Source organism: Pelorhabdus rhamnosifermentans (assembly GCF_018835585.1).
Classification (GTDB): Bacteria; Bacillota; Negativicutes; order UMGS1260; family UMGS1260; genus Pelorhabdus; species Pelorhabdus rhamnosifermentans.
Genome location: NZ_JAHGVE010000013.1, coordinates 64240 through 90527, shown reverse-complemented (window position 1 = coordinate 90527; position 26288 = coordinate 64240). Strand labels below are relative to the sequence as shown.

Below are 26288 nucleotides of genomic sequence, written 5' to 3'. Positions count from 1 at the left end.
CTCTCTATTTCGCTTCATGCTGATAAAACTCTTCATACATATCGCGACGGTACGTTTTGTATTTATTCTCTAATAACGTATTTGTCAAACGATCTAACAAATTTGCTGAACCCGTATAACCAACAGACAACAGTCGCTGGCCTCCGGTGCGGTCATGAATGGGAAAACCCAGCCGCACAAGCGGGATATGACTACGTTCTTCCAAATATCTTCCATCAGAATGACCAATGGCCAGATTGGCTCCCCTGGCTTCCGCCACTTCCCGAATGGAAGCAAAATCGGAACCGTTCAAACACTGAACGGGCTGTGGACAATCGGCAATCAGCGGTTCCAGTGCTTGGCTTAATTTATTCGCCTGACTACCAGTCGCCACGGCCACCGGATAGATGCCGTTTTCACAGCATAGCTTAGTTACGGCATATACCAAATCAGGTTCGCCAAAAATAACGCTGCGTCCTTCGAAATTGTATTTATGCGAATCAACCATGGCATCCAATAATCGACCCCGTTCTCCTTGAATACCTTCCGGCACAATTTTTCCTGTGATCTCTGTTAATACTGCTAAAAAACGATCTGTATTGTCCACGCCGATTGGAACGGGTACCTGATATAAGGGCACACCGAATTTTTCTTCCAGCACTTTTCCTGCTGACAACTCATCAGGCATGGTAATGCCAATTTCAATTGTAGCCGCCGCCCCGCTCATTGTGCGAATATCAGAGAGTCTCGTACCGCCGGGAGGAAGTTTATCATAGTGCGAACTATAGGGCCGATCTAACGTGTCTGACACATCGGGGAGCATGACATATTCGATATCCATCATAGCCAATAGGCGTTGTAATTCCCGAATATCGGCAGTAGATAGATCGCCTACGATCAAGTTGATCTTCTCATGTCTTGTTGCTGGTTCGACTAGCTGTTCAACGATTTTGCGTAAAGTAAAACGATATCCCTCAGTATGACTGCCACCATATCCCGGGGTGGAAGCAGTCACGATAAATAAATCATCCAATTTGCGCTCCGTCAAATAGTCATCGGCAATACGACGAATATCCTCGCCAATCGTTTCGGCCAAGCAAGTCGTAATGACTCCGACCATGCGGGGATGATATACGCGACGAATATTATCCAGTGCTTGTTTAAGATTTTTTTCACCGCCGTAAATAGTACCTTTTTCATTGAGCGAGGAAGAACCCACATCAATAGGTTCATTGTAATGCTCCGCAATATGACGCCGCATATAGGTACAACAACCTTGGGATCCATGGATAATCACCATGGCCTGTTCAATTCCCTTAAGAGCTAAAATTGCCCCCATGGGCATACACATATTACAAGGATTTTCATTGACATTACGGCTTAAATTTAGTAGTCCGCCCATCGGTTCAACCTCCTTTACCGTTTATTTACTAAGATATTTCCATACAGGCGAACAAACAGTTGTATATACTTCGCGCGCAAAATTGACAGCACCTACATAACCACTCAAGGGATGCTTCCTGTTATGATTGTGATCAATGAAAGCTTTGCCCAGTTTAAACGCCAATGGCCGTTCTTTCACTCCGCCTACCAAAATATGCGCCTCTTGTTCAATCATAAATTTTTCCAGTTCAGCCGGATTGGCATCATCCAAAATGACTGTACCATCATCAACTAACGTATCAATTGTTTCGTACTCTTCCTGTCTTCCCGTCTGCGTGCCGATCATGACAACATCAATGCCGATTTCCCGAAACTGCTTGATGAGTGATATGGCTTTAAATCCACCACCAACATAAATAGCTGCTTTTTTGCCAACTAGCTTGCTTCGGTAAAAGTCAATATCAGGCTTGACCTTGGCAGACTCTTCGGCAATCAATTGTTCGGCCTTGGCAGCCACCGTTTCATCCTGAAGCATGGCGGCAATGTTACGTAAGGAATTAGCTGTATCCTGCAAACCAAGAAAGGAAACTTGCAAATAAGGAATATGGTAAAGTTCTTCTAGTTTCTCGGCTAAATAATGCATCGATCCGGCACATTGAATAATATTAAGATCCACATCAGGAGCCTTTTTTATATGCTGACTGTCGGAATCACCTGTAAACGCCACATTGATTTTTACTCCCATACGTTCCAGATAACCTTTGATAATCCAAGCCTCACCGGACAAATTGAAATCGCCCAAATAATTAATTTGCTTAGCTGCCTGCCTTTGTGAACTAACCTGGTGTAACGACTCCTTACCTAAATCAATCAAGTGCAAGAGCGTATCGCAGGCCGCACGGTAGCCGGCAGATTTATTGCCAATAAAACCACTAGATTCCACTGGCAAAATTTCAATACCGTACTGTTTTGATGCCTGCTTGCAAATACTTTTTAAATCATCACCAATAACGCCGATGATACACGTCGAATAAACGAAAATAAGCGGGGGTTGATACTTTTGGACCAATTCATCAATACAGGCCAATAATTTTTTCTCGCCGCCAAAAATAATATCTTGCTCCTTAAGATCCGTAGAGAAGCTATTGCGGTACATCTCCGATCCGCTCGACAGGCTGCCGCGAATATCCCAGGTATAAGTTGAACAGCCAATAGGACCGTGGACCAGATGAACGGCATCTGTGACAGGATTGAGCACAACCCTGGCTCCGCAATATACACAAGCCCGTTGGCTCACACACCCAGCAATGCTGTCAGCATCGCATTTCAGCTGTTTCTTTTGCTTGCCCTTGGTGGCAATGAAATCTTCTCTGTCGGGTACAACAAGTGCCTGGTCCATCGTCATCCCCTCCTTTGCTTTTCTATCTTTTACATAACTAATTCAAAGTTTTCATCCGTCGCATCACGGTCGGCACGATCCAGCAAGGCTCCGCTGATCATCTCGATCAGCCGCATAGCTCCATGGTAACCGACAATTGGAAAATAAGGCTGAACACTGCGGTCCAGGATAGGAAAACCCACTCGCACAAACGGCAGATCCTCGGCTTTTGCAATAAACTTGCCGTACGTATTACCAATTAATAAATCGACTGGCTCGTTCTTAATCCATTGATGAAGCGTAAATAAGTCCTCATCTGATTTCACTTGGGCCTTGATACCATGCGATTCGGTCATCTCATTAATTTCATCTTCAAACCCGGCCAAACCTGATCCCAAAGCGCCCCCCGGAGTACCTGTCAGCACATGAACCGGAACCATACCTAAGCTGAGTACGAATTCCGTAACTCCTGCTACAATGTCGGGATCACCAAAAATTGCCACTCGTTTCCCATGAAAATGAAAATGCGTATCTGTCATAATATCGACTAGCTGTCCGCGTTCTTCCTCCAATTCGTAAGGAATCTCCAAAGCAAAGACACCTGCTATCGCCATAATCATTTCATCCGTCGCCTGAATACCAATCGGCGTCTTCATGATAGCAGCCGGAACTTTACATTTTTTCCGCAACTGCTCAGCCGGATCAGTACAAGCAAACCGCCCCAGTGCCAAGGTCAATTTAGAATTACCCGTATCCCGCAGGTCTTCCAAATGTGTCCCGCCTTTAGGATACATCGTAAACTCACCTGTCATAGGCGAATCGACAACTCCTGAAGTATCGGGAAACATAATACTTTTGACTCCCATACTCCGAGCAATCCGCTTGATTTCCCGCATATCACCTGGATTTACAAATCCGGGAATAATATTAATCTGATCCTTCTTCTCTTTTTCAGTGGCCGCCGAAAAATAGGTAACCATGGCCTTGGTCATATTGGAAAATCCCGTAATATGCGACCCCTGATAACTGGGTGTATTGGCGTGAAAAACAACTTTTCCCTCAGGAATATCGTCAACAGCCTGCCTAATAATATCTGGAATATCATCGCCAATGGTTTCCGATAAACACGTCGTATGAATAGCGATGACATCGGGTTTATACAAGGAAAATATATTTTTGATGGCCGTTTTTAAATTGGCACCACCGCCAAATACACAAGCACCCTCAGTAAAACTACTTGATGTAGCCATAATAGGATCACGAAAATGGCGGGTCAAATGCATGCGGTGAAAAGAGCAGCAGCCTTGCGAGCCATGACTATGAGGCAAACAATTGTGAATGCCAAGGGCTGCATACATAGCGCCGATGGGTTGACAGGTTTTAGCCGGATTAATCACGCCGCCGCTAGCCCGTTCGATTATTTCTTTCGGTGTATAATCTAACATATTAGTCTTTGCCTCCTTCATTCAATTGGCCGCCTAGCAGGGGCTGGTTCTTCCAGGGCGGTGTAATAAAATTCCATGTCGGTGATGCAAATCCCATACTCACGTCACGAGCAAAATTAACAGCTCCATTAAACCCTGCATAGGGACCACTGTAATCATACGAATGCAGTTGCTTGGCCGGAATACCCATTTTTTGTACAACATATTTATCTTTAATTCCTGAAGCAAAAATATCAGGTTTGAGCAATCGAATAAATTCCTCTGTTTCAAAATGATTCAAATCATCCACAATGATATCACCCGTTTTCATGTCGACGTTCAATCCGTCATAAGAACTAAGGGGAATTTTTTTCTTTAATTCTTCCATCCGTTCCGGTGAAACGCGCAGATGAAACCGCTCTTTATCAGGCTCTACGTGCAGTTCAGCAATATTCTTGCTGTCGGCATCCAGCTTAATTGTCGGAATAACCTTCCGGCCTTCATAGTCGTCACGATGGGCAAATTCATACCCGGCCAAAACCGTCTCAATACCAAGTTCAGCAAACAATCCTTGATAATGATGTCCGCGTGAACCGCCGACAAAACAAAATGCCGTTTTTCCCTGACAGATTTTCTTGTACTGCTCCATTTTCGGTTCCACGCGAGCCAGTTCACGGCTAATGACCGCTTCCGTCCGCTCCGTTAGTGCTGCATCATTAAAATACAGTGCCATATTTCTTAAGGTCTGAATCATGGACTGTATACCAATAAAATTGACTTTCAGCCAGGGAATTCCATACTTTACTTCCAGCATCTCAGCAATATAGTTGATGGAACGATGACACTGCACTAAATTCAGATCCGCTACATGGGCATTGCGCAGATGTTCCCAGGCACCGTCACCTGTCATAACAGAAACAATATGATAGCCAATGTCTTTCAAAACACGCTCAACTTCCCAACCGTCACCGCCGATATTATACTCACCCAAAATATTAATAGCGTATTTTTGTTCGGTTTTTTCGACATTGCTATTGCCAATAACCTTATCCATCAGATTATTATTGGCAATATGATGGCCGGCCGATTGGCTGACGCCTTTGTAGCCTTCGCAGCTAAACGAAACTACCTGAATACCATGGCGTTTTTCCGCTGCTGCAGCAACGGCAACGATATCGTCACCAATCAGACCAACAGGACAAGTTGCCGAAATGGTAATGCACTTAGGATGAAAAATTTCCACCACTTCATCAATCATGGCTGCCAGTTTTTTATCACCGCCAAAAACAATGTCCTTTTCCTGTATATTGGTAGAAAAGCAATAATTGATGAAATTTTTAATACCTGGCTCATCTTTCGCTTTGTTACGACGAGTCCCCCATGTATAATAGCTGCAGCCAATCGGCCCGTGAACAATGTGAACAACATCTTTTAGCGGTCCGAGTACAACTCCTTTGCAACCTGCAAAAGCACAGCCGCGGTTCGTCATAATCCCAGGAATAGTGCGGGCATTGGCGGCAATTTCCTGATTCTCCAATTCACCATCTTTAATTAGAATGTGCTTTTTGCGGTTCTTTTGCACCTTGCTTGGATACTGTTCAAATATCTTCTGTAATTCTTTTTCCGTAATAGCCACAGCGGATTTCCCTCCTATACACTCATTCTTATTTCTTTATAAGGCGGCGTCGCCAGCTTCTTTCGTGCGAACACGAATGGCGTCTGCCACAGGCAGTACAAAAATTTTACCATCACCAACATTAAAAGTTGTGCGATTGACTTCCATAATGGTTTGCACAATTTTCGTTACGTCGTAATCATGGGTAATAATATCGAACATCCGCATGGGATACAGCCGGGCTCCATTAAGAAACCCGTCAATTAATAATTCTGTTTCTTTTACGTCTTCTTCGTTTGCCATAGCCATCAAATCAGCCTTACGGCCAGCTATAACGCCCGTATCTTCCACCATTTTCCCTCTGCCAAGCGCCTTGACAGCCGTAAATCCTGTAGCTCCAGCTTCGATCAAAGCTTGTTTCGTCGCACCTACTTTATTCATTCGGACAATCGCAATAATCTCTTTCATTATCCCACTCCCTACAAGCCTGTCGCGGCGCTTGATATGGTGTAAACCTCTTCAACTGGTGTAATAAAAATTTTTCCGTCACCGAAAGCCCCTTTACCGCTTGTTTTGGCTGTGCGAAGAAGTACACTTACAATGTCATTTTTATCTTCGTCCCGTACAGCCATCATGATCATGATTTTAGGAATTTCATCGTAAACAATGCTGCCGATCTTGATACCTTTTTGCTTGCCGCGCCCCACTACATCAATCACCGTAGCGGCGTGAAAACCAGCGGTAGATAATTCATAAAGCACTTCATCCCTTTTTTCCGGCCGTATAATTGCTCGTACTAATAACACGTTATTCATTCCTCCTCGACAATTTTTAATTAAGGACTAACAGACTATCCGAGAATTCCATAAGCCATCATTAATTCTTCCAACCGCTCCTGTTTCATCGGTTTGGGAATAACAAACATTTTGTTCTCATCAATAGCCTGTGCCAGGGAACGATAGGCTTTTGCCTGATCAGCTTCCGGATCAAAATCAATGACTGTTTTCTTATTGATTTCCGCCCGCTGTACTAAATTATCGCGAGGAACAAAGTAAATCAGCTGCGAACCCAGTTCTTCGGCAAAAGCTTTAAGCAATTCCAATTCATTGTCCACTTGGCGGCTGTTACAAATAATGCCCCCCAGTCTCACTGTACCGTTTACCGCATACTTTCGAATGCCCTTGGAAATATTGTTGGCCGCATAAAGAGCCATCAGTTCACCTGAAGCTACAATGTATATTTCCTGAGCCTTTCCTTCCCGTATAGGCATTGCGAAACCACCGCACACCACATCGCCCAATACATCATAAAAAACATAATCCAGTTCATCCGTATAAGCTCCTAACGATTCCAACATATTAATGGAAGTAATAATACCCCGTCCAGCGCAGCCAACGCCTGGTTCCGGTCCACCTGATTCTACACATTTCGTTCCTTTGAAGCCGGGTTTTAAAATATCTTCCAAATCAATATCGTCGCCTTCATCACGCAACGTATCTAGAACCGTTTTTTGAGCCAATCCATGCAGTAATAACCGTGTAGAATCCGCCTTAGGATCGCAGCCGACGACTAAAATCTTTTTACCTGCTTCAGCCAACGCGGCCACCGTATTCTGTGTCGTCGTGGACTTTCCAATACCGCCCTTGCCATAAATTGCAACTTGTCTCATTTTTTTACTCCTCCGGAATTTATTTTGTCACTTGAAAAATACATTGCCCCGGGCTATAATTAAAAATAGGTATGTTAAAGAAGCCCTGATCGGTTTTTTTGTACATGCTCTTGCTGAATAAGTATGCCAGTACTTATTCAGCATTTTTATATCCCTGGTCTAAAACGCTCCTCAATAGTCGAATCATCACCGCCTTTCTCATGCCTCATGCATTGAAAACCGTAGTAAAACAATACGAGGCTGATAAATGTTATTCATAATGAATAACATTTATCAGCCTCGTTGCTGCCAGATCAGTTACTTATCGGGAACCGCTCAACAAAACTTAACGTTATAAAGACTGTCTCAAAACCATAATTTATTTTTTCCATCATAGCACACCCAAATAAGTTGTTCAATAGATATTGCTATTGTTGTAATATTAAATTTTTTCCATAACAATAAGACCCGAAAATGATGCAACATCATATCCGTGTCTATTCTTTGGATTTTTAGTCGAATCTTGATTGGTTCCTGGATACCCTTTGTATCTTATCGATACCTAATTTACTATTTATACATAAGATATAACAAAACAGCATCCTAGTCAATACTTTATTAAAAGATTAACTATCTATACTCAATTAAAACGAACATAACCAAACTAAAACTATCTATTCATTTCATTTTAGTTAGTTTAGTTTATAAAAATACTTGTGTTTAAACAAAGTTTGATAGGAAGTATCACCACAAAGCTAAATCTGATATTCTTTCCCGTTTAAGCTTTATTTCATACTGAAAATGGAAAAGTGCGCTTCCATGACCCGGAAACGCACTCCCAAATTTAGTGTTTGAATCCAAACAACTCTTCCAAATTCTTTGTCGTAGCCTGTTCTATCTCACACGTTTTTACTTGCTTCAACGCTGCAATTTCTTCTACAACAAGCCGAACATACGCAGGTTCATTACGCTTTCCGCGATGAGGCTCAGGAGTTAAGTAGGGACAATCTGTTTCAACAACAAAATGTCGCAGCGGAAGCTCAGTTACAATTTGCTTGAGTTTTTTAGAATTTTTAAAGGTAAGAGAACCGCCAATCCCCAGATAAAATCCACGTTTAATAAGTTCCTGTGCCATTTCCATACTGCCGCTATAACAGTGAACAATGCCTGTCAGTCCCTCTCCTTCACGCCTTAAGATATCCATGAAATCGCCGTGAGCATCTCGCTCATGAATAATAACCGGCTTATGCGTTTCTCTGGCAAGAGCCAATTGACGAATAAAAACTGTACGCTGCACAGGACGCGGCGAATGATCATAATAATAATCCAGACCAATTTCGCCAATAGCAACAACCTTAGGCTCAGTCGTCCAGCTACAAAGCTGTTCATAATCGGCTTCACAAGTGCCTTCCGCTTCATGTGGATGAATACCCACAGCACAATAAATCGTCGGATACTGCTGCGCCAACGCAATAGATCGCGCTGACGAAGACATATCTGAACCAATATTAATCATCCCAGAAAGGCCCTGATCAAAGGCCCGCTGAATCACAGCTTGCCTGTCATCGTCATAGCACGCTTCATCAAGATGCACATGGGAATCATAAAGAGCCACCTTATTTCACCTTGCTCCCAGCAGGCATGTCAGGCACAGTCACAACAGCCAGCTTATCATCAATCGATGCGGCAAGAACCATCCCACGCGATTCAATGCCACGGATTTTAGCGGGTTTCAAATTGACAATCATGAGCACACTTTGGCCGACAAGCTCCTCTGGCTTATAATGCTTGGCAATACCCGAAACGATAGTACGCACTTCACCGCCCAAATCCACTTCCAATTTTAAAAGCTTATCTGCCTTCGCTACCTTTTCGGCAGCAAGTACCTTGGCTACACGCAAATCAAGTTTGGCAAATTCATCAATCGAAACTTCCGGCAGTGTCTCAATTTTAGGCGTTTCTTGAACAGAGGTACTACTTTCAGCAGACTCGCTTTCTTCTCTTTCTTCAATACGAGGAAAAATCTGCTGTGGTTTATTAACTTTTATTCCCGCTTTTAGACCGCCGAATGTTGTAATATCACAAATACGAACTGTCCATAAATCATCAGGCATACCAAGTTGTTGCCAGATTTTCTCCGCTGTCGTCGGCATTACAGGTGACAACAAAACCGCAATAGTACGCAATGTTTCAGCCAAATTGTACAGAACTGTATCAAGACGACTGGCCTGATCAACCTGTTTGACCAAAGCCCAAGGACTTGTTTCATCAATATATTTATTCGTACGACTAATCAGTACCCACACGTCTTTTAATGTCGTCGTAATATCATACTTATCCATAGTAGCTTGATAATTTTTCACAGTCTTATTACATAATTCTTCCAGTTCCTCATCAACAGCAGCTTTTTCTCCCGGCGCAGGAATAACACCGTCACGGAAGCGACCGACCATAGAGAGGGTACGATGCAGCAAATTGCCCAGATCATTGGCCAAATCAGCATTGATACGATTAATAAGGGCCTGGCGCGAGAAATTACCATCTAAACCAAGGTTAATTTCCCGTAGCAAAAAGTAACGGATCGCATCCGGTCCAAACTCATCAATCAGTGCTACAGGATCAATCACATTGCCTTTGGATTTTGACATTTTATCGCCTTCAACAATCAGCCAGCCATGACCGAAAACCTGCTTTGGCAAAGGCTCACCAAGAGCCATTAGAATTACAGGCCAAATAATCGAATGGAATCGAACAATTTCCTTGCCAACTAAATGAAGATCAGCGGGCCAAAATTTCTTATATTTTTCGCGATCATCGAGATAACCTGCGGCCGTGATGTAATTGACGAGAGCATCAAACCAAACATAAACAATATGCTTCGAATCAAACGGCACGGGAATGCCCCAATCAAAAGTTGTCCGAGACACACACAAATCTTCCAGACCGCCTTTAATGAAATTGATCATTTCATTGCGACGCGTAACAGGTTGGATAAATTCAGGGTTCTCCTCTATAAATTTTAGCAGTCTATCTTGATATTTGCTCATCCGGAAAAAATAGCTTTCTTCTTCCAATACTTCTACAGGTCGCCCGCAATCAGGACATTTGCCATCGACAAGCTGACGTTCCAGCCAAAAGGTTTCACACGGCGTACAATACCAACCTTTATAGGCAGACTTATAAATATCGCCCTGATCATAAATTTTTTGAAAAATATTCTGAACGACCTTACGATGCCGCTCCTGCGTTGTACGAATAAAATCATCATTAGATATGTTGAGTTTCTTCCACAATTGCTGAAAAGATGCGACTATCTTATCCACATAAGCAATGGGCGTCACGCCATTTTCCTGGGCTTTACGTTCAATTTTCTGACCATGCTCATCTGATCCTGTCAGAAAAAGCACATCGTAGTCCATGAGCCGTTTATATCGCGCAATCGTATCTGCCACACTCGTGCAGTAAGCATGTCCAATATGAAGTTTATCACTAGGATAAAATATGGGCGTCGTAAGGTAAAAAGGTTTTTTACTCATTTTGTCCTCCTTCAAATTAAAAGTTCGTATGTAATATTATAATACTCCCAGGCCTTTCCATGCAAAAAAAAATCCTAATTTATGCGGATTCTGCAATTTTTTGAAAAAATTTTATATTTTTTGGGAAAAAACAGGTTGACAACCCCTGTCATTTTTGGTATTATTTAGTCAGACGGTTTTTGTCGAATTATGTTATATGAGAGGAGAAATAATAAAAAATGAAATCAACAGGTATTGTACGCAAAGTGGACGAGTTAGGTAGAGTTGTTATTCCAATCGAGCTTCGTCGTACTCTTGATATCGAAGAAAGAGATTCCCTAGAAATTTATGTAGATAGCGATCGCATTGTCTTAAGAAAATATGAACCTGCTTGTGTTTTCTGCGGTAATGCAGATGAGGTTACAAATTTTAAAGGTAAGAACGTATGTAAGTCCTGCTTGCAAGACATGGGACAAGCAGCCGTCTAAAGCTCGAAAAAGTTCATACTTCTTTTTTGAATGGATAAAAGTCACAGTTACTGTGACTTTTTTTTATCAAAGTCTATCCAATTGCATCAACTAAATTTCACTTGAGTAAGGCCTGATAAACATCCCGTTTAGAAAGATTGTATTGCACAGCGACTTGCCGCATCGCCTCTTTTTTTGCTAACCCACCAGCAACAAACGCCTCTACAGCAGCAGATAAAATCGCGTCTGACGGAGGCTCATTAACCAATACACTCGTTTCGCATGTAGCCCCGGCTAAAACGATGGTAAATTCGCCACGTGGCGGCACGGCTTGAAAATGAGTCATGACACCACTTAAAGAACCGCGAATAAATTCTTCGAATTTTTTCGTCAGTTCTCTGCCAACCGCAACAGAACGGTCGCCAAACATTTCCTGGAGAATACCAAGCGTAGCTAATAAATGATGAGGCGATTCATAAAAAATCAGCGTATAAGGATGCTCAACGAATTGACTCAGCATTTCTTGCTGCTTTTTTTTTGTTTTAGGCAAAAAGCCCAAAAAGGTAAAAGCCGTTGTATCCAGACCGGATGCAATAAGCGCAGATAAAGCTGCATTGGCACCTGGTAAGGGAACAACAGAAATCTTGGCCAGAATAGCCCGTCTGACAAGATCACTGCCCGGATCACTAATGCCAGGCATGCCAGCATCACTTACAACAGCCACATCATCCCCACCAAGCAACCTGTCAATCAAGTAGGGACCGGCCTGCTCCTTGCTATGCTCATCATAACGGGTTAGCGTCGTATGAATGTCAAAATGAGTGAACAGTTTTCGCGTATGACGCGTATCCTCAGCCGCAACAACAGCGACTTCCCGCAAGCACCGGAGCGCGCGATAAGTAATATCCTCTAAATTTCCAATAGGTGTTGCACACAAATACAAGGTACCTGCCACGACGTCACCTCATGAACCGAAATAAAATTCTTGAATTTCATCCGTATAACTGCCATCGGCGTTATGGACGATAAGCGGCGGAAGCACAGATAGCCCTGATTTTCCACCGCGAATACCCTCTACAAGCAGCATATTTGCCTGTTTACCGAGCGCAGGATGAATGAGTCTAAGCCGCTTAGGTTCTAGCCCCTTTTGACTCATTAAACAAAGAATTTCTGTCATACGCTCCGGCAAATGCACCATAGCAAACCGACCGCGATATTTTACCCAAAAAGCAGCGGCTGTAATCACATCTGTTAAAGAGGCCGAACATTCATGACAAGCAGAAGCCACATTTTTTTTACTATTTTGCGCTCCTGTACCAATCGCGCGATAAGGCGGATTAGCTACAACAAGATCAGCGGACCCTGCCGGAAGCTGCGAAAGCAGGCGATGCTGGCAATAATCCGCTTCAAGGATGTCAATGACAGCATCAAGATCATTTAACGCCACACTACGCCTAGCAAGTTCCGCCATATGCGTATTGATTTCAATGCCCGTGATCTTTTTTGCTCCCCTTGCAGCGAGTAGCAATGCAATAACACCGGTACCTGTACCTAAATCAATGGCCTGGCAACAGGGACGAATCTGCGCAAAATGAGCGAGTAAAACGGCATCAAGAGAAAAAGCAAATTCCTCCTCATGCTGAATAATCCGATAACCTCCATAATACAGTTCGTCGATCCGCTCACCTACTAATAACTTCATATTACTGGCTTCTCGCCTTTGGGAACAACTTCTTCCCAAGGAAGTTCTAAGAATTCCCCTTCAGCGATAGCAATGCGAACCGTTTTCTTCGCAGGATTCACTGAGACAATTTTTCCATCGCCACTGACTGTAAGGACGTCCAGACCGACCTTCGGGGCAGTCATTTTTTTCGAACTTGAACCATAGCAATTGCTTTCATATTTCAAACAGCACATTAGCCGTCCACAAATACCCGAAATCTTCGTCGGATTAAGTGATAAATTCTGGTCTTTGGCCATACGAATAGAAACGGGTTCAAAATCGCCTAAAAAGGTTGCACAACAAAGTGAGCGGCCACAACAACCAATACCACCCATCATTTTGGCTTCATCACGAACACCAATCTGTCGAAGCTCAATGCGCGTTCGAAAGACACTGGCTAAATCCTTCACTAATTCGCGAAAATCGATCCGGCCTTCGGCTGTAAAATAAAAAATAATTTTATTTACATCAAATGTATATTCCACATCAACAAGATTCATTGGAAGACCATGGACTGCGATCTTTTGCTCACAAATAGTAAAAGCTGTTTTTTGTTTTTGTCTATTCCCTTGCACCTTTTCTTCATCTTCCTGTGTTGCTTTACGCTGCACCGGTTTCAAGGGTTGAATAATGTCTTTTTCCTCTACTTCGCGCGGTCCAATGACAACATCGCCAAACTCTAAGCCCCGTGCAGTTTCTACAATAACATGATCGCCTGATGATAACACAAAGTTACTGGGATCAAAATAATATATTTTTCCCGCTTTTTTAAAACGGATGCCCACAACTGTCTGCACTAGTTTCCCTCCCAATTGTCAAATCGCGCAACGAAAGTACTAAAAACTCAAATGTAATCCGCGGATTTCCATTTTTCCTAAGCGATTGTTCTGCTGTAATAAAGAACGACAAAGCCATCCTTACTTGTTGCTCCTGTACATAACGGCCTAGACGTTCCAACACGGTCTGCTGATCGATGTTCACTGCTAAAAACAAATAATTCTGTTTATTGCACAATCTTGACAATAATAAATCCCGCAGCAACCATTTGATGTGATAAAAAAAATCACTTCGCTCCTCTGGCGAAAGTTCCGTTAGCTTACCCGCATGATCTAAAACACGACTTGCCGGAAGTTCTAAAAGATTGATCAGCCACTCGCACGCGAACTGTCGAATAGCAAGCCCCTCTGTCTCAAGAAACCGAAAAGCCGCAGCCACCCGCCCCTGACTAATTTTAGCAGCAATTTCCGCCCTTTGCTGCGGCCAACCAGCCTGAATAAGTGCTATCCTAACCGCATCTAGAGCAACTAAATCAAATCGTATCTCCTGGCAACGTGAAAAAATCGTTTCAAGTAGATTTTGCCGATTTGATGCAATAAGAATAAATATCACTTGAGGCGGAGGTTCTTCTAATATTTTTAAAAGACTATTCTGCGCTTGCGTTGTCAATTTTTCCGCTTCATCAATAATAAATACCCGCCCCTGATTAAGCCGCGGTGTAAAAGCTGCTTCTTTTTGAAGCAATCGAATTTGATCAATTTTTAGCGAAGCTCCCTCAGGTACTAGTTCATAAAAATCAGGATGATTATTCGCAATAAATGCTTTACACGACGGACAAACTTGACAGGCTTGGCTGCCTTTTCTATCACAAAGCACGTTCTGAGCAAAAATATGTGCCGTAAGCCGCTTTCCAATGCCATCTGGCCCAATAAACAAAAGAGCATGCGGAATAAGCCTACTTGTTATAAGCCGCTTCAGGCGTTCTATTTGTTTGCTATGACCAATTATTTCATCCCATGTCATTGCTTTCCCTACATATACAAGTCGACAAGCATGCCTCGTATGGCATCATGTTTCGCCAAAATACTTAGCTGCCGTTCTTGCCCAACTCGCACATCTTCTGCCATATCGGCCAAAGTGCTATCCACTTTTTTTATAATCGTAAACATCTTTTGACGTCCCTGCCTATCCCAGCCCCGTTCGGAATGAACAGAATACATCCCACCAACAGCCTCACCAATAAAAGAACGAACAAGTTCGCGATAACTTTTCAAATCAGCATAAGTCGGGGCCTGGCTCAGCTTATTGCCCTGTTCATTAATTTGATCAAGTAGCTTGTTTAATTTTTCCTTCGACTGCTCTTCCTGGGAATTCATGAGGTCAGATGCAAAATATCCCTGTGTCTTTTCTGACCTACTTTGTCCCTCGCGTTCACTGACAACAGGCGTTTGAACCGTTCCTAAATTATTAATCTTCACAAGGTTTCCTCCCTGCCTCTCGGCCAACAGGCTTTTACCATAGTTATCCACTTAAGTGAATATTGTTACAATACTCCAAGTTATAAGGAGAATTTGTTAATTAATTTATTTTATCATATTCTCCCCTGCTTGGCATAGTAAAACAATTAGAAAGGTCTTTTCGTCCCAATCATAAAAACTTTTTTACTACATCATACACTTCCTCGTGAATAATACCAATATTCTTTAATTTGCCCGATTGAGCACATTCAATACGCACCCAACCATACTGCTCAGCCACCCAACGAGAATGATCATAACAGTGCAATAAATATTGTTGATTCTGTTCATGAATATCTTGTTTTTCACCGGACTTTAAGGGCCGCTCTGCCATAAGTTTAGCTGAATAAACGGGGGGCATATCTAAAAATACGACACAATCAGGCACAGGTAAAGTAAATTTTACGAATTCTAAATCCCATAGCCAGTCTAGATACTTTTTTCTGGCTGCTTCATTCACAATTTTTGCTGCCTGATGAATCATATTGGACGTTGTATAGCGATCGGCAATAATGATGCCCCCTGATTGGTAGAAATCGCCCCAATCCGTACGAAATGATGCAAAACGGTCAACAGCATAAAAAGTTGAAGCAACATAAGGGTTGACATCTTCAGGTTCGTGACCAAACGAACCGTTTAAATACATTTTAACGAGCGCCGACGAGGAACTGTCATAATTGGGAAATTCCACTTTGCGAACATCATAGTGTTCCAGTTCTAGCCGTTTCACCAGTTTTTTTGTCTGCGTCGCTTTGCCGCTCGAATCATTCCCATCAATAATAATTAACTTTCCTGGCATATCTTGCACTCCTTCATATAATTCATTGTCTACGCTACGACAAGAATACGATTAAGCAAATAGTCTTCCGGACCAGAAACATTCATTCCTGCTTGCTTAAGAGCCAAACAGTAATCAATCATCTCTAAAGTAATTTTTTCACCTGGACAAATGAGTGGAATACCCGGTGGATAAAAAGCCACAATTTCAGCGCAAACTTTTCCAGCTGCTTGCCGAAAGGGAACTGCTGTCTTAGAACGAAATAATGCCTCACGCGGCACTAAAACTTGCTCAGGCAAACATGGCATCGGCTGGGCTGCCGCCTCAGCCATAGCAATAAAATCGGCAGCTTGCTTGAGCTGAACAGCAAGCTGCCTCAGAGCATCAAGCAGTACATCAATTTCATGCTTACTGTCTCCTAAGGTAATTAAAAATAAGATATTAAACATATCGCATAATTCAGCTTGAATTTTATACTGACTACGCAAAAATTTTTCCGCTATCATCCCTGTTATCCCTAATCCTCTGACAGTAACGGTTACTTTCGTAAGATCCAGGCTATAACTACCAGGACGATCCATCCGCTCCGAACCAAAACAAAAGAGACCCGGAATTTTGTTAACTTCACATCGTAAATATTCAGCTAATTTAATAGCCTTACCAATAAGCCGCGGCCCCTCAGTACCCATTTGCATCCGAGCCACGTCAAGTGATGCCATCAAGATATAATTAGGACTTGTTGACTGAACCAATTGCAGCATTTTTTTTAGTCGCTCTACATCAATTCTTTCTTCGCGGCAGTGCACAATAGAACATTGCGTCATGGCCCCCAAAATTTTATGCGTGCTTTGAGCACAAATATCAGCTCCAGCATCAAGCGCTGACACAGGCAATTGTTCACTAAATTTCAGATGAGGTCCGTGAGCCTCATCGACAATCACAGGTAGTTCATAGCTATGAACTAAAGCAACAATAGCCGCCAAATCAGAAGCTACGCCATAATAAGTCGGATTTATGAGTAAAACGCCCTTGGCATCAGGGTGTTTTTTAAGGGCCTCTTCTACGACAGCCGTTGTCACCCCCATTGCAATGCCTAGCTCCTGATCAATTTCCGGATAAATATAAATTGGAATAGCACCACTTAAAATAATACCGCTGATAATCGAGCGATGGGCATTCCGCGGTACAATAATTTTATCGCCAGGTCCGGCAATAGTGAGAATCATAGCCTGAATGCCCCCTGTCGTTCCATTGACGACAAAAAAGCTATCATCAGCACCATAAAGTTCGGCAACTAATTGTTCAGCTTCTTTAATACAGCCCTGCGGTTGATGTAAATCGTCTAATTCGCTCATAAGGGATACATCATAACGAAGCATTTTGGAACCCATAACAGCCGTAAAGGGTGCTGCCATCCCCTTTCCCTGCTTATGGCCTGGTGTATGAAAGGGCAGCGCCCCCTCAGCTACATAATGCACCATGGCATCTAATAAAGGCGTGCGCCCTTGCTGCTTATTCATTGAAGTTTCCCCCTAGACAATCCGAATGAATGAACAGAGCTGCTCCCACTGGGAGGAACAGCTCTGTTATACAAAAATATTATTCCTCTTATGCTAAAGGAACACGAATCTTAATCTTCGTACCCTGTCCATTCTTGCTTTCAATGGCTAACTCACCATCAAGAATACTCAGTCTTTCTTTCATCCCCATTAGACCAAAACTCTCACTGCCAATATGCTCCACATTCTCAAATCCAATACCATCATCAGTTACAACGGCTTTGACCGTATGATTGGAAAATTCTAGGATCACCCGTACATGATTAGCCTGAGCATGTTTTTCCACATTATTCATTGCCTCTTGGATCACTCGAAAAATAGCGACTTCCACATAAGAATCGACTCGTTTTTCCTGCCCGAGAATTGTAAGTTCCGTAGAAACGGTTGTGCGTTCTTGAAAAGATTCCAATATACGGCGCAACGTTGGTACTAAGCCCAAATCATCTAGCGTCATAGGACGAAGAGCAAAAATAATTTTCCGGATTTCCTTTAAGCAACTCCGGACTTGCTCCCTGAGCGATGACAGTTCTCCCTTACAACGGACAATATCTATATCAACAAGGCGTTCGCAAACTTCTGCACGAAAAACGACACTCGCCATGGATTGTGCCGGACCATCATGGATTTCCCGGGCCACGCGGCGCCGTTCTTCTTCCTGTGCTTGGATAATTTTAGCACCAAAACACTGTCTTTGTTGCAGCGTATCCAAACTAGCCAGAACTCCGCCCATTTCATTACTGAGAAATCCCAGGACAACGCCGACTTTAGAAACAAGTTCCTCCGCTTTTCCCACTGTCTGTTGAAGCTTTTTTAGCCGTATTTCCAATTCATCCCGTCTTTGCCTGAGACTTTGCTCCTGTTCACGCGAAATAGCCAGCTCGACCTGCAAATTATTTGCTTCTTCATAAGCTTGGCGAATATCTTGTTCTGTATAAATACTAAAATTACGACTCACTTCCATCAGCCGAATTCTACCTCGCCGTTCACGATGATCTAACTCGTCAACCTTAAAAATAACCGCAATAATTTCTTTTTTTGCTTTTTCAACATCCCGTTGGACATTGTCCATTTCATTGCGAGCCGCTTCATAAACATCGTAAATTTGACTTTTTCCACTTTCCACTGCTTCCAGTGTGCGTTTTATAATTTCATCCAAAGCTTTCGTATCAAGCTCAGTCATTTTAACCACCTACGTCATTAGTGTTATGAAACGGTTTTCGCCACTCACGAAAAGAATCCCTGCCTAGATGAAAAAACCCACAACGAGTGTTATAATCTAGTTGATATGTATTGAATACTTTCCCAGCTAGCCAACTAATTCTATCTATAAAGGAGATGCTCTTATGGTTATAAACAAAACAAAGCCTTCCGTTGTTATTGCGGGACGTGTACTTCCAGTTGTTCGGGAACACTTGGAAGCTACCACCTCTGTTACACAATTTGAGGATTTATCCGGTTCGAATACACAGCTACTTGAAAAAGCACTGCAAACAGCCGAAGGACTTCTAGCCACTGCCAGTTTAACTGTTACTGCCGATTTACTTGATAAAGCCCCACAACTAAAAGTCATCTCACAACCTTCTGTAGGCGTCGATAATATTGATCTTGCCGCCTGCTCAGCGCGAAAGATTCCCGTGGGACACACACCAGGTGTCCTTGTCGAAGCAACGGCTGATATTGCCTTTGGTCTGCTCTTAAGCGCTGCCAGACGCATTCCCGAAAGCTGGAATTTTGTCTGTTCAGGTGCTTGGGGCCAAGGTCAGTCCTTTCCATTTGGCATTGACTTATATGGAAAAACCCTGGGGATTGTTGGACTCGGCAGTATTGGTGTGGCCGTCGCTAAACGTGCCCAGGCTTCTGGCCTAAAGATCATTTATCACAATCGTCACCGTCGCAAGGATGAAGATACCGTCAAAGCAACCTATGTTACTTTTGATGAACTTCTGGCTCAATCCGACTTTGTCCTTGTTATGCTGCCATTAACCAAAGAAAGTACCCATCTGTTTAGCGCTCAACAATTTGCCAAGATGAAAAGAACGGCTTACTTAATTAATGCGGCTCGAGGCAAAGTCGTGGATTCTGATGCCCTCTATAATGCCCTAAAAGCCGGTGAAATTGCCTTTGCCGCCATGGATGTTACAGACCCCGAGCCACTGCCTGCCGACCATAAGCTGCTCACCCTGAAAAATATTTTAGTAACACCCCATATCGGCAGTGCTACCCATGAAACACGCGACGTGATGGCTCGTCTAGCTGTTAAAAACTTGTTAGAGGGATTAAAAGGACAAACCTTGCCTGCCTGCGCCAATAAAGAAGCAAATTTTTAAATAAAATAAAGTAATAATAGAACGGAGCTGAGTTGAAAGTTCACTTTCAACTCAGCTCCGTTCTATTTATCCCTCACTAATCCAATGTATCTTCCCATACAATAAGTTGCGCCTTGGCAAAACCGTTAAATACAGTTGCTGACGCACTCGTATAAGCACCGCAATTAGGTACAAGAAGCACATCATCCACATCAAGCATGACAGTCGGAATATCCCGGAACAATACATCAAGGGAATCACAGCTAGGGCCTGCAAAAGTTGCCGTAATTTGTTTACCTGTCTTAAAACTAATCAGTTCATACTCCCAGTGATCAAAAAGAATACCCGAGAACGTACCATAAAGACCTTCATCAAGAAAATACCACTGTTGCTCATTGCGTTCTTGCGTACCAATAACACGTGTAATAAGATTTACAGCCGTTCCGCAAATAAACCGGCCTGGCTCGGCCCAAATTTCCGTATGAGGAAACAGACGTTCAAGTGACTCTTGAATTTGTGACAGCATCAATTCAATATCAATGTCATCCGTTACTGTCGGTATAGGAAAACCGCCACCAATATCCAGAATGGAAAGTTCCAACCCAATTCCTTTAGCTTGTTCAAAAATTCCATGACAAAGTTCCAGCGCAGCAAGATAAGCTTTCGCATTCGGTGACTGACTGCCAACATGAAAACATAGCCCGCCAACAGTAAGTCCCTGAGCTCTCGCAATAGTCAGCAGCCGAATAGCCTCTTCCGCTGGTGCACCGAATTTTTTATTTAGGTCCACTAAAGCATCAGGGTTATCTACGCGGATACGAAGCAAAACCGTTGCGCCTGGCAAAGCCTTAGCCATTTTATAAATTTCACTCTCACTGTCAAAGGTCATTTTATAAACGCCATGCTTATCCGCTACTGCCAAACCACTGGAAGTTTTCACTGGATTAGCATAAATCATCCGTTCCGGTGCAATCCCCAACCCTGTTAAAGCCATCATTTCACCATCAGAAGCCACATCAAAATACGCCCCTTGCTTCGCTAAAGTCAAAACAATTCTTTCATCAGGATTGGCTTTCACAGCATAGTGAATTTTGACCTGCGGCAGATGACTCTGAAGCAGCTGATAATTATAAGCAATTTGTTCCGTTGACAAAACAAGCAGTGGCGTTTTATACTGCTCTGCCAGTGTATTCATAGCCTTTTGGGATAATTTAAAAACTTTTTGCATTGGCCATTCTCCTGTCTCTCTAAATTCTGGCTTCCGGTCCGCAGTCTCGCCAAAAAGCACGATATGATTTTATCATAAATGACCAAAAGTGCAATAAAAAATTGAGAAAAAGGGAAAATATTTTAACAATAGCATAAGCCAAAGAAGCCTAAACCATACTTTCTTATCAAAATGAATTTAAATTCTGGGCAATTTAAGCAAAATAAGCAACGCCTGATTCAAATAACCGTTGATCTTTATTTCCTGATACATTTGTACCAACATAAGAACCGACACGTTCAGAATGGCCCATCTTCCCTAAAATTTTACCATCAGGACTTGTAATCCCCTCTACTGCCCAAATTGAGCCGTTAGGATTATATGGCACATCAACTGCCGGCAAACCGGCTAAATCAACATATTGCGTCGCAATCTGGCCATTCTTTCTCAACATTTCAAGCACCGCGGGACTGGCAATAAATCGTCCTTCCCCATGAGAAACGGCAATCGTATGTTGATCCCCGAGCTGAACCCGTTCAAACCAGGGCGACAGTTTTGACGTAATTTTTGTCTCAACATAAGTAGATATATGACGACCAATTCGATTATACGTCAAGGTTGGAAAACCTGCTTGAAGCGGCTGAATCTTACCGTAAGGCAAAAGTCCCAACTTAATCAGCGCCTGAAACCCATTACAAATGCCAAGTATCAGCGAATCTCGACTCAAAAATTCATTCACTGCTTCTGTAACAGCCGGATTACGGAATAAAGTAGCAATAAATTTTCCTGAACCATCTGGCTCATCACCTGCACTAAAACCGCCTGGCAACATGATCATTTGACTTGTTGAAATCTTCTTGATAAGTTCCGCGAGGGAATCCTGTAAATCCTGGGGACGCATATTACGAATGACTAAAATCTCCGGTTTTGCACCCGCGGCAGCAAATGCCTCAGCGGAATCCATTTCACAGTTCGTACCTGGAAAGACCGGAATAAGCACTTTGGGTTTAGCCAGTGAAGTACCCTGCCGTTTGGTCCCATGACTCTGATAAGTAACAACAGGTGCCGACTGGTCCGCAGCAGGAACAGCTTTGACAGGAAAAACCTTTTCAAGCGGACTTGTCCAAGCGTCAAGCGCTTCTTTAAGAGAAATAACTGTCTGCCCCATACGGATATCTGGCTCCGCAATCGTCCTGCCAATGGTCTCATAATAAACTCCAGCAAAGGCCTCAGCTAAATCACTTTCTTCTTTTATTTCTAACAGCAGTGCACCATAATCACTCTGGAACCATTCACTAGCGTGCTTGGAGGCCGTCAAGTCTACACCGATCAGATTTCCAAAAGCCATACGGCTCACTGTTGCAGCAAGTCCGCCCTCGCGCACTGTAGCAGCAGATAACACTTTGCCGCATCGCATAAGTGCTGTCGTTTTAGCATACAAATTCTTGAGAACCGTAAAATCAGGCAAAAACTGTTCATTCCGTGGCAAAGGCAAATAAACAAGCTTACTTCCTATTTGTTTTAATTCCGTTGAAATAATCTCCTTGGTATCGCCTACAGCCACAGCAAAAGCCACAAGGGTTGGTGGCACACTAAGCTCGTTAAAGGTACCAGACATACTGTCCTTTCCGCCAATAGCTACAACTCCCAGTTGCATTTGAGCCCAATAGGCACCTAATAGCGCACTAAAAGGCTTACCCCATTTTACCGGGTCGTCTGCCAATCTTTCAAAGTATTCCTGCAAAGTAAGATAAACCTTACTGGCATCCCCGCCAAGAGCAACAATTTTCGATATAGCACTTGTGACAGCATAAACACCACCATGAAAAGGACTCCATTTTGCCAAATCACACTGATAGGCATAGGTCATGAGTGTCATATCGGTTGTTTCACCTGTTTGTACAGGAATTTTCGCTGCCATACCTTCAGCAGGGCTTAATTGATATTTACCGCCAAACGGCATTAAGACTGTCCTACGCCCAATGGTCGAATCAAACCGTTCCGCAAGCCCTTTTTGACTGCATACATTAAGATCCGCTAAATTAGCCAACCAAGCTGCTTTTTCATCAGGCAAGGCAACCGCTGTTTGAGGTAAGAGAGCCGTAAATATATTTCTATTTTCAGGTGCTGTTACTTTGACTTTCGTTTTTTGCCGAACACCATTTGAATCTAAAAACTTACGACTCAAATTTACAATTTCCTTGCCCCGCCATAACATCACCAAACGGCCCGTATCTGTAACAGTGGCCACTTGCGTTACTTCTAAGTTTTCCTGCTGACCATAACGAATAAAAGCAGTAGCATCTTCCTTAGCAACAACTACAGCCATCCGTTCCTGTGATTCCGAGATGGCAAGTTCCGTGCCATCCAATCCATCATATTTTTTAATGACCTGATCCAAATCAATTAAGAGGCTGTCCGTCAGTTCCCCCACAGCGACAGAAACGCCACCGGCACCGAAATCATTGCAGCGTTTGATCATCTGACTCACAACAGGATTTCTAAAGAGGCGCTGAATATTTCTTTCTGTGGGAGCATTGCCTTTTTGTACCTCAGCACTACAGCTGGATAATGAATTGCCTGTATGAGCCTTTGAAGAGCCGGTAGCACCGCCGCAACCATCACGACCCGTACGTCCGCCTACAAGCAGGACAACATCGCCCAGAAGGGGCGTTTCGCGCACGACATTACTACGTGGTGCAGCACCAATAACAGCACCAATTTCCATTCGTTTTGCCACATAGCCTTCGTCATACACTTCTGTCACTTGACCCGTAGCCAAACCAATCTGATTCCCGTAAGAACTATAGCCAGAAGCAGCGCCTAGCGTAATTTTCCGTTGCGGCAATTTTCCCGGTAACGTCTTAGCAACAGGTGTGCGCGGATCACCGCTGCCACTAACACGCATGGCCTGATAGACATAAGAACGCCCTGACAGGGGGTCGCGGATGGCACCACCCAGACACGTTGCCGCTCCACCAAAAGGTTCGATTTCTGTGGGATGATTATGTGTTTCATTTTTAAACATCACCAGCCAGTCTTCCTTGTGTCCCCCAACTGTCACAGGTACGACAATACTACAAGCATTAATTTCCTCTGATTCATCAAGTCCATTCAATTTACCCTCTGTCTTAAGCTCTTTCATAGCCAAAACAGCAATATCCATCAAACACAGACACTTTTCTTTTTGTCCATACACTCTTTGCCGTCCTGCTTGGTAACGCTCATAAGCGGCTTGAACAGGCTCATTAAACGGACTTTGTTCAATATCCACATCTTCAATCTCCGTTTGAAACGTCGTATGGCGACAATGATCAGACCAATACGTATCAAGCACCTTAATCTCGGTTAGCGTAGGCTCGCGCTGTTCCTCCTGAAAATAAGACTGGCAAAATTCCAAATCGGCTGCGCTCATGGCAAGTCCCAGCTCATCAATTAATCTAGTCCGCTCAGCGGTTGAGAAATTGCGAAAGCCAGATAAAACAGCCACATCGGCAGGAACTTCACTCATACGCTCTAAACTTTTCGGCTTTTCTAGACTGGCAGATCGACTTTCCACTGGATTAATACAATAATTTTGAATGGCTCCTATTTCTTCGTCAGTGAGATTTCCATATAATAAGAGGACTTTTCCTGTAACCACTTGGGGCCGAGATTTTTGCGTAATCAATTGAATACACTGTTCAGCTGAGTCTGCTCGCTGATCATACTGGCCAGGCAGGCTTTCAATGGCAATTACCTTGGCCTCTATGGGGAAAATAAAATTTTCATCATATACTTCATCAACAGTAGCCTCAGAAAATACCTGCTCAGCAGCAAGGGAAAATTCCGCGGCCAAAAGACCTGTCACATCATATCTATTCAAAATTCGAAGATTCGTTAAATGGCGAATACCTAAATTCACCGTAAGATCCTGCTTCAGGGCAGCTGCCTCCACAGCAAAAGCAGGCTTTTTCTCTACATATAAACGTCTTACACTCTCCATTTATGAATCCCCCTTCATTTTCTTTACAAAACTATTGTAACACGATACAATTCATAATAATAATGAATCATTATAATATGTTCTATAAGGTGTGATTATAAATTGAAAAACTCATCTATCAATTTTGAGCACTATAAAGTATTCTATCACGTAGCAACAAATCTCAGTTTTTCCAAAGCAGCCCAGCATCTCTATCTCTCACAATCTGCTATCAGTCAAAGCATCCGTTTATTAGAAGAACAGCTAGCTGTTGCCTTATTTATTCGTACGACAAAACAAGTCCACCTCACCCAGGCCGGACAGATTTTATTTCACCACATTGAACAAGCCTATCACCTCATTGAAATAGGAGAACGTAACCTAGCAGATCTCAATGGCCTCAAACAGGGTGAACTACGTCTCGGTGCCAGTGATACGCTCTGTCGCTATTATCTACTATCTTTTCTCACAAAATACAAACACCTTTACCCTCACATTAAAATTACCTTAATCAATCGCCCCTCACCGGTCTGTGTAGACCTGTTAAAAAAAGGAGGCATAGATATTGCTCTCATCACAACAGCAGAATTTTTTTCTGAACACACTCTTTTGTGTCGGCCCCTGATGGCCATTTCTGACATACTTATTGCCGGATCGAATTATGCCGATTTACAAAATCGGCCACTTTTCCTGGAAAATTTACAACAATATCCGCTCATATTATTGGAACAGAAATCGACAACCCGTCGCTATATTGATGATTTTTTTACTGCCCGCAAGGTGCCACTGAATCCTGTCATGGAATTAGGCAGTCTCGACCTCTGTATTGATCTTGTCAAAGAAAATATGGGGCTTACTTTTGCTATTAAAGAATTTGTCCGTCCAAACCTTACATCGCATCAACTCTTTGAAGTGCCACTCGCAGAATGTCTTCCAAAACGTCATTTAGGACTTGTGACGCATGCCAAAATTCCCCTTCCCATGGCAGCACAAAAGTTTTACCAACTCCTTGAAAAAAGCGATATGTAAAAAATACAAATTTACTATA

22 protein-coding genes are annotated in these 26288 nt (G+C 43.0%); 3 read left to right on the top strand and 19 right to left on the bottom strand.

What is annotated here, in order from left to right; genetic code table 11:
* Window positions 1-4: 4 nt before the first annotated feature.
* The 9 genes from Ga0466249_RS15665 to metG form a co-directional block, all read right to left on the bottom strand.
* Window positions 5-1381: a nitrogenase component 1 gene (locus Ga0466249_RS15665; protein ID WP_215830416.1), complete on the bottom strand. Its 1377-nt coding sequence runs from the start codon at window positions 1379-1381 to the stop codon at window positions 5-7.
* 21 nt (window positions 1382-1402) lie between these two features.
* Window positions 1403-2761, bottom strand: a complete 1359-nt coding sequence (gene nifE / locus Ga0466249_RS15660; RefSeq protein WP_215830415.1) for a nitrogenase iron-molybdenum cofactor biosynthesis protein NifE — start codon at window positions 2759-2761, stop codon at window positions 1403-1405.
* Window positions 2762-2790: 29 nt separating this feature from the next.
* Window positions 2791-4185 carry a nitrogenase molybdenum-iron protein subunit beta gene (nifK, locus tag Ga0466249_RS15655; protein WP_215830414.1) on the bottom strand — a complete coding sequence of 465 codons (1395 nt, stop codon included), beginning with the start codon at window positions 4183-4185 and terminating at the stop codon, window positions 2791-2793.
* A 1-nt stretch (window position 4186) separates the two neighbouring features.
* Complete coding sequence (gene nifD, locus Ga0466249_RS15650) at window positions 4187-5800, bottom strand: nitrogenase molybdenum-iron protein alpha chain (RefSeq protein ID WP_215830413.1); 1614 nt, start codon at window positions 5798-5800, stop codon at window positions 4187-4189.
* Between the two features lie 36 nt (window positions 5801-5836).
* Window positions 5837-6247, bottom strand: a complete 411-nt coding sequence (locus Ga0466249_RS15645; protein ID WP_215830412.1) for a P-II family nitrogen regulator — start codon at window positions 6245-6247, stop codon at window positions 5837-5839.
* 11 nt (window positions 6248-6258) lie between these two features.
* On the bottom strand, window positions 6259-6585 hold the full coding sequence (locus Ga0466249_RS15640; protein ID WP_215830411.1) for a P-II family nitrogen regulator: 327 nt from the start codon (window positions 6583-6585) through the stop codon (window positions 6259-6261).
* 44 nt (window positions 6586-6629) lie between these two features.
* Window positions 6630-7448, bottom strand: a complete 819-nt coding sequence (gene nifH / locus Ga0466249_RS15635) for a nitrogenase iron protein (RefSeq protein ID WP_215830410.1) — start codon at window positions 7446-7448, stop codon at window positions 6630-6632.
* Window positions 7449-8271: 823 nt separating this feature from the next.
* Entirely contained in the window at window positions 8272-9042 is a 771-nt protein-coding gene (locus Ga0466249_RS15630) for a TatD family hydrolase (RefSeq protein WP_215830409.1), read from the bottom strand.
* A gap of 1 nt (window position 9043) precedes the next feature.
* The gene (gene metG, locus Ga0466249_RS15625) at window positions 9044-10963 is read right to left on the bottom strand and encodes a methionine--tRNA ligase (RefSeq protein ID WP_215830408.1); all 1920 of its coding nucleotides are present in this window, start codon (window positions 10961-10963) and stop codon (window positions 9044-9046) included.
* 218 nt (window positions 10964-11181) lie between these two features.
* On the opposite strand from metG, the gene Ga0466249_RS15620 reads away from it, so the two are divergent.
* A complete protein-coding gene (locus Ga0466249_RS15620) occupies window positions 11182-11430 on the top strand; it encodes an AbrB/MazE/SpoVT family DNA-binding domain-containing protein (RefSeq protein ID WP_215830407.1) in 249 nt (82 codons plus the stop codon).
* A 97-nt stretch (window positions 11431-11527) separates the two neighbouring features.
* Here Ga0466249_RS15620 and rsmI read toward each other — a convergent pair whose 3' ends face one another.
* The 8 genes from rsmI to Ga0466249_RS15580 form a co-directional block, all read right to left on the bottom strand.
* Window positions 11528-12364 carry a 16S rRNA (cytidine(1402)-2'-O)-methyltransferase gene (rsmI, locus tag Ga0466249_RS15615; RefSeq protein ID WP_215830406.1) on the bottom strand — a complete coding sequence of 279 codons (837 nt, stop codon included), beginning with the start codon at window positions 12362-12364 and terminating at the stop codon, window positions 11528-11530.
* Between the two features lie 9 nt (window positions 12365-12373).
* Entirely contained in the window at window positions 12374-13111 is a 738-nt protein-coding gene (locus tag Ga0466249_RS15610; RefSeq protein WP_215830405.1) for a tRNA1(Val) (adenine(37)-N6)-methyltransferase, read from the bottom strand.
* Window positions 13108-13929: a PSP1 domain-containing protein gene (locus Ga0466249_RS15605; protein WP_215830404.1), complete on the bottom strand. Its 822-nt coding sequence runs from the start codon at window positions 13927-13929 to the stop codon at window positions 13108-13110. The genes Ga0466249_RS15610 and Ga0466249_RS15605 overlap by 4 nt, the downstream gene beginning before the upstream one ends.
* The gene (gene holB, locus Ga0466249_RS15600) at window positions 13901-14932 is read right to left on the bottom strand and encodes a DNA polymerase III subunit delta' (protein WP_215830403.1); all 1032 of its coding nucleotides are present in this window, start codon (window positions 14930-14932) and stop codon (window positions 13901-13903) included. The genes Ga0466249_RS15605 and holB overlap by 29 nt, the downstream gene beginning before the upstream one ends.
* An 8-nt stretch (window positions 14933-14940) precedes the next feature.
* Window positions 14941-15387: a YaaR family protein gene (locus Ga0466249_RS15595; protein ID WP_215830402.1), complete on the bottom strand. Its 447-nt coding sequence runs from the start codon at window positions 15385-15387 to the stop codon at window positions 14941-14943.
* A gap of 169 nt (window positions 15388-15556) precedes the next feature.
* Window positions 15557-16225, bottom strand: coding sequence for a dTMP kinase (locus Ga0466249_RS15590; protein ID WP_215830401.1), 669 nt, complete (start codon window positions 16223-16225; stop codon window positions 15557-15559).
* Between the two features lie 29 nt (window positions 16226-16254).
* The gene (locus tag Ga0466249_RS15585) at window positions 16255-17724 is read right to left on the bottom strand and encodes an aminotransferase class I/II-fold pyridoxal phosphate-dependent enzyme (protein ID WP_215830400.1); all 1470 of its coding nucleotides are present in this window, start codon (window positions 17722-17724) and stop codon (window positions 16255-16257) included.
* An 88-nt stretch (window positions 17725-17812) separates the two neighbouring features.
* Entirely contained in the window at window positions 17813-18943 is a 1131-nt protein-coding gene (locus tag Ga0466249_RS15580) for a sensor histidine kinase (protein WP_215830399.1), read from the bottom strand.
* A 163-nt stretch (window positions 18944-19106) separates the two neighbouring features.
* Here Ga0466249_RS15580 and Ga0466249_RS15575 point away from each other — a divergent pair, with 163 nt between their 5' ends.
* Complete coding sequence (locus Ga0466249_RS15575; RefSeq protein ID WP_215830398.1) at window positions 19107-20090, top strand: 2-hydroxyacid dehydrogenase; 984 nt, start codon at window positions 19107-19109, stop codon at window positions 20088-20090.
* Between the two features lie 76 nt (window positions 20091-20166).
* On the opposite strand, the gene Ga0466249_RS15570 is transcribed toward Ga0466249_RS15575, so the two are convergent.
* Both Ga0466249_RS15570 and Ga0466249_RS15565 read right to left on the bottom strand, forming a co-directional pair.
* A complete protein-coding gene (locus Ga0466249_RS15570) occupies window positions 20167-21297 on the bottom strand; it encodes a type III PLP-dependent enzyme (RefSeq protein ID WP_215830397.1) in 1131 nt (376 codons plus the stop codon).
* 193 nt (window positions 21298-21490) lie between these two features.
* The gene (locus Ga0466249_RS15565) at window positions 21491-25261 is read right to left on the bottom strand and encodes a phosphoribosylformylglycinamidine synthase (protein ID WP_215830396.1); all 3771 of its coding nucleotides are present in this window, start codon (window positions 25259-25261) and stop codon (window positions 21491-21493) included.
* A gap of 102 nt (window positions 25262-25363) precedes the next feature.
* Between Ga0466249_RS15565 and Ga0466249_RS15560 the strand changes: the two genes are divergently transcribed.
* Window positions 25364-26269 carry a LysR family transcriptional regulator gene (locus tag Ga0466249_RS15560; protein ID WP_215830395.1) on the top strand — a complete coding sequence of 302 codons (906 nt, stop codon included), beginning with the start codon at window positions 25364-25366 and terminating at the stop codon, window positions 26267-26269.
* The last annotated feature ends 19 nt before the right edge of the window (window positions 26270-26288 follow it).

Excerpts from the sequence above, each read along its gene's own strand:
- Ga0466249_RS15665 (WP_215830416.1), bottom strand. The coding sequence starts at position 1,381 with ATGGGCGGACTACTAAATTTAAGCCGTAATGTCAATGAAAATCCTTGT.
- nifE (WP_215830415.1), bottom strand. The coding sequence starts at position 2,761 with ATGGACCAGGCACTTGTTGTACCCGACAGAGAAGATTTCATTGCCACC.
- nifK (WP_215830414.1), bottom strand. The coding sequence starts at position 4,185 with ATGTTAGATTATACACCGAAAGAAATAATCGAACGGGCTAGCGGCGGC.
- Ga0466249_RS15645 (WP_215830412.1), bottom strand. The coding sequence starts at position 6,247 with ATGAAAGAGATTATTGCGATTGTCCGAATGAATAAAGTAGGTGCGACG.
- nifH (WP_215830410.1), bottom strand. The coding sequence starts at position 7,448 with ATGAGACAAGTTGCAATTTATGGCAAGGGCGGTATTGGAAAGTCCACG.
- metG (WP_215830408.1), bottom strand. The coding sequence starts at position 10,963 with ATGAGTAAAAAACCTTTTTACCTTACGACGCCCATATTTTATCCTAGT.
- Ga0466249_RS15620 (WP_215830407.1), top strand. The coding sequence starts at position 11,182 with ATGAAATCAACAGGTATTGTACGCAAAGTGGACGAGTTAGGTAGAGTT.
- Ga0466249_RS15610 (WP_215830405.1), bottom strand. The coding sequence starts at position 13,111 with ATGAAGTTATTAGTAGGTGAGCGGATCGACGAACTGTATTATGGAGGT.
- holB (WP_215830403.1), bottom strand. The coding sequence starts at position 14,932 with ATGACATGGGATGAAATAATTGGTCATAGCAAACAAATAGAACGCCTG.
- Ga0466249_RS15590 (WP_215830401.1), bottom strand. The coding sequence starts at position 16,225 with ATGCCAGGAAAGTTAATTATTATTGATGGGAATGATTCGAGCGGCAAA.
- Ga0466249_RS15585 (WP_215830400.1), bottom strand. The coding sequence starts at position 17,724 with ATGAATAAGCAGCAAGGGCGCACGCCTTTATTAGATGCCATGGTGCAT.
- Ga0466249_RS15580 (WP_215830399.1), bottom strand. The coding sequence starts at position 18,943 with ATGACTGAGCTTGATACGAAAGCTTTGGATGAAATTATAAAACGCACA.
- Ga0466249_RS15575 (WP_215830398.1), top strand. The coding sequence starts at position 19,107 with ATGGTTATAAACAAAACAAAGCCTTCCGTTGTTATTGCGGGACGTGTA.
- Ga0466249_RS15570 (WP_215830397.1), bottom strand. The coding sequence starts at position 21,297 with ATGCAAAAAGTTTTTAAATTATCCCAAAAGGCTATGAATACACTGGCA.
- Ga0466249_RS15565 (WP_215830396.1), bottom strand. The coding sequence starts at position 25,261 with ATGGAGAGTGTAAGACGTTTATATGTAGAGAAAAAGCCTGCTTTTGCT.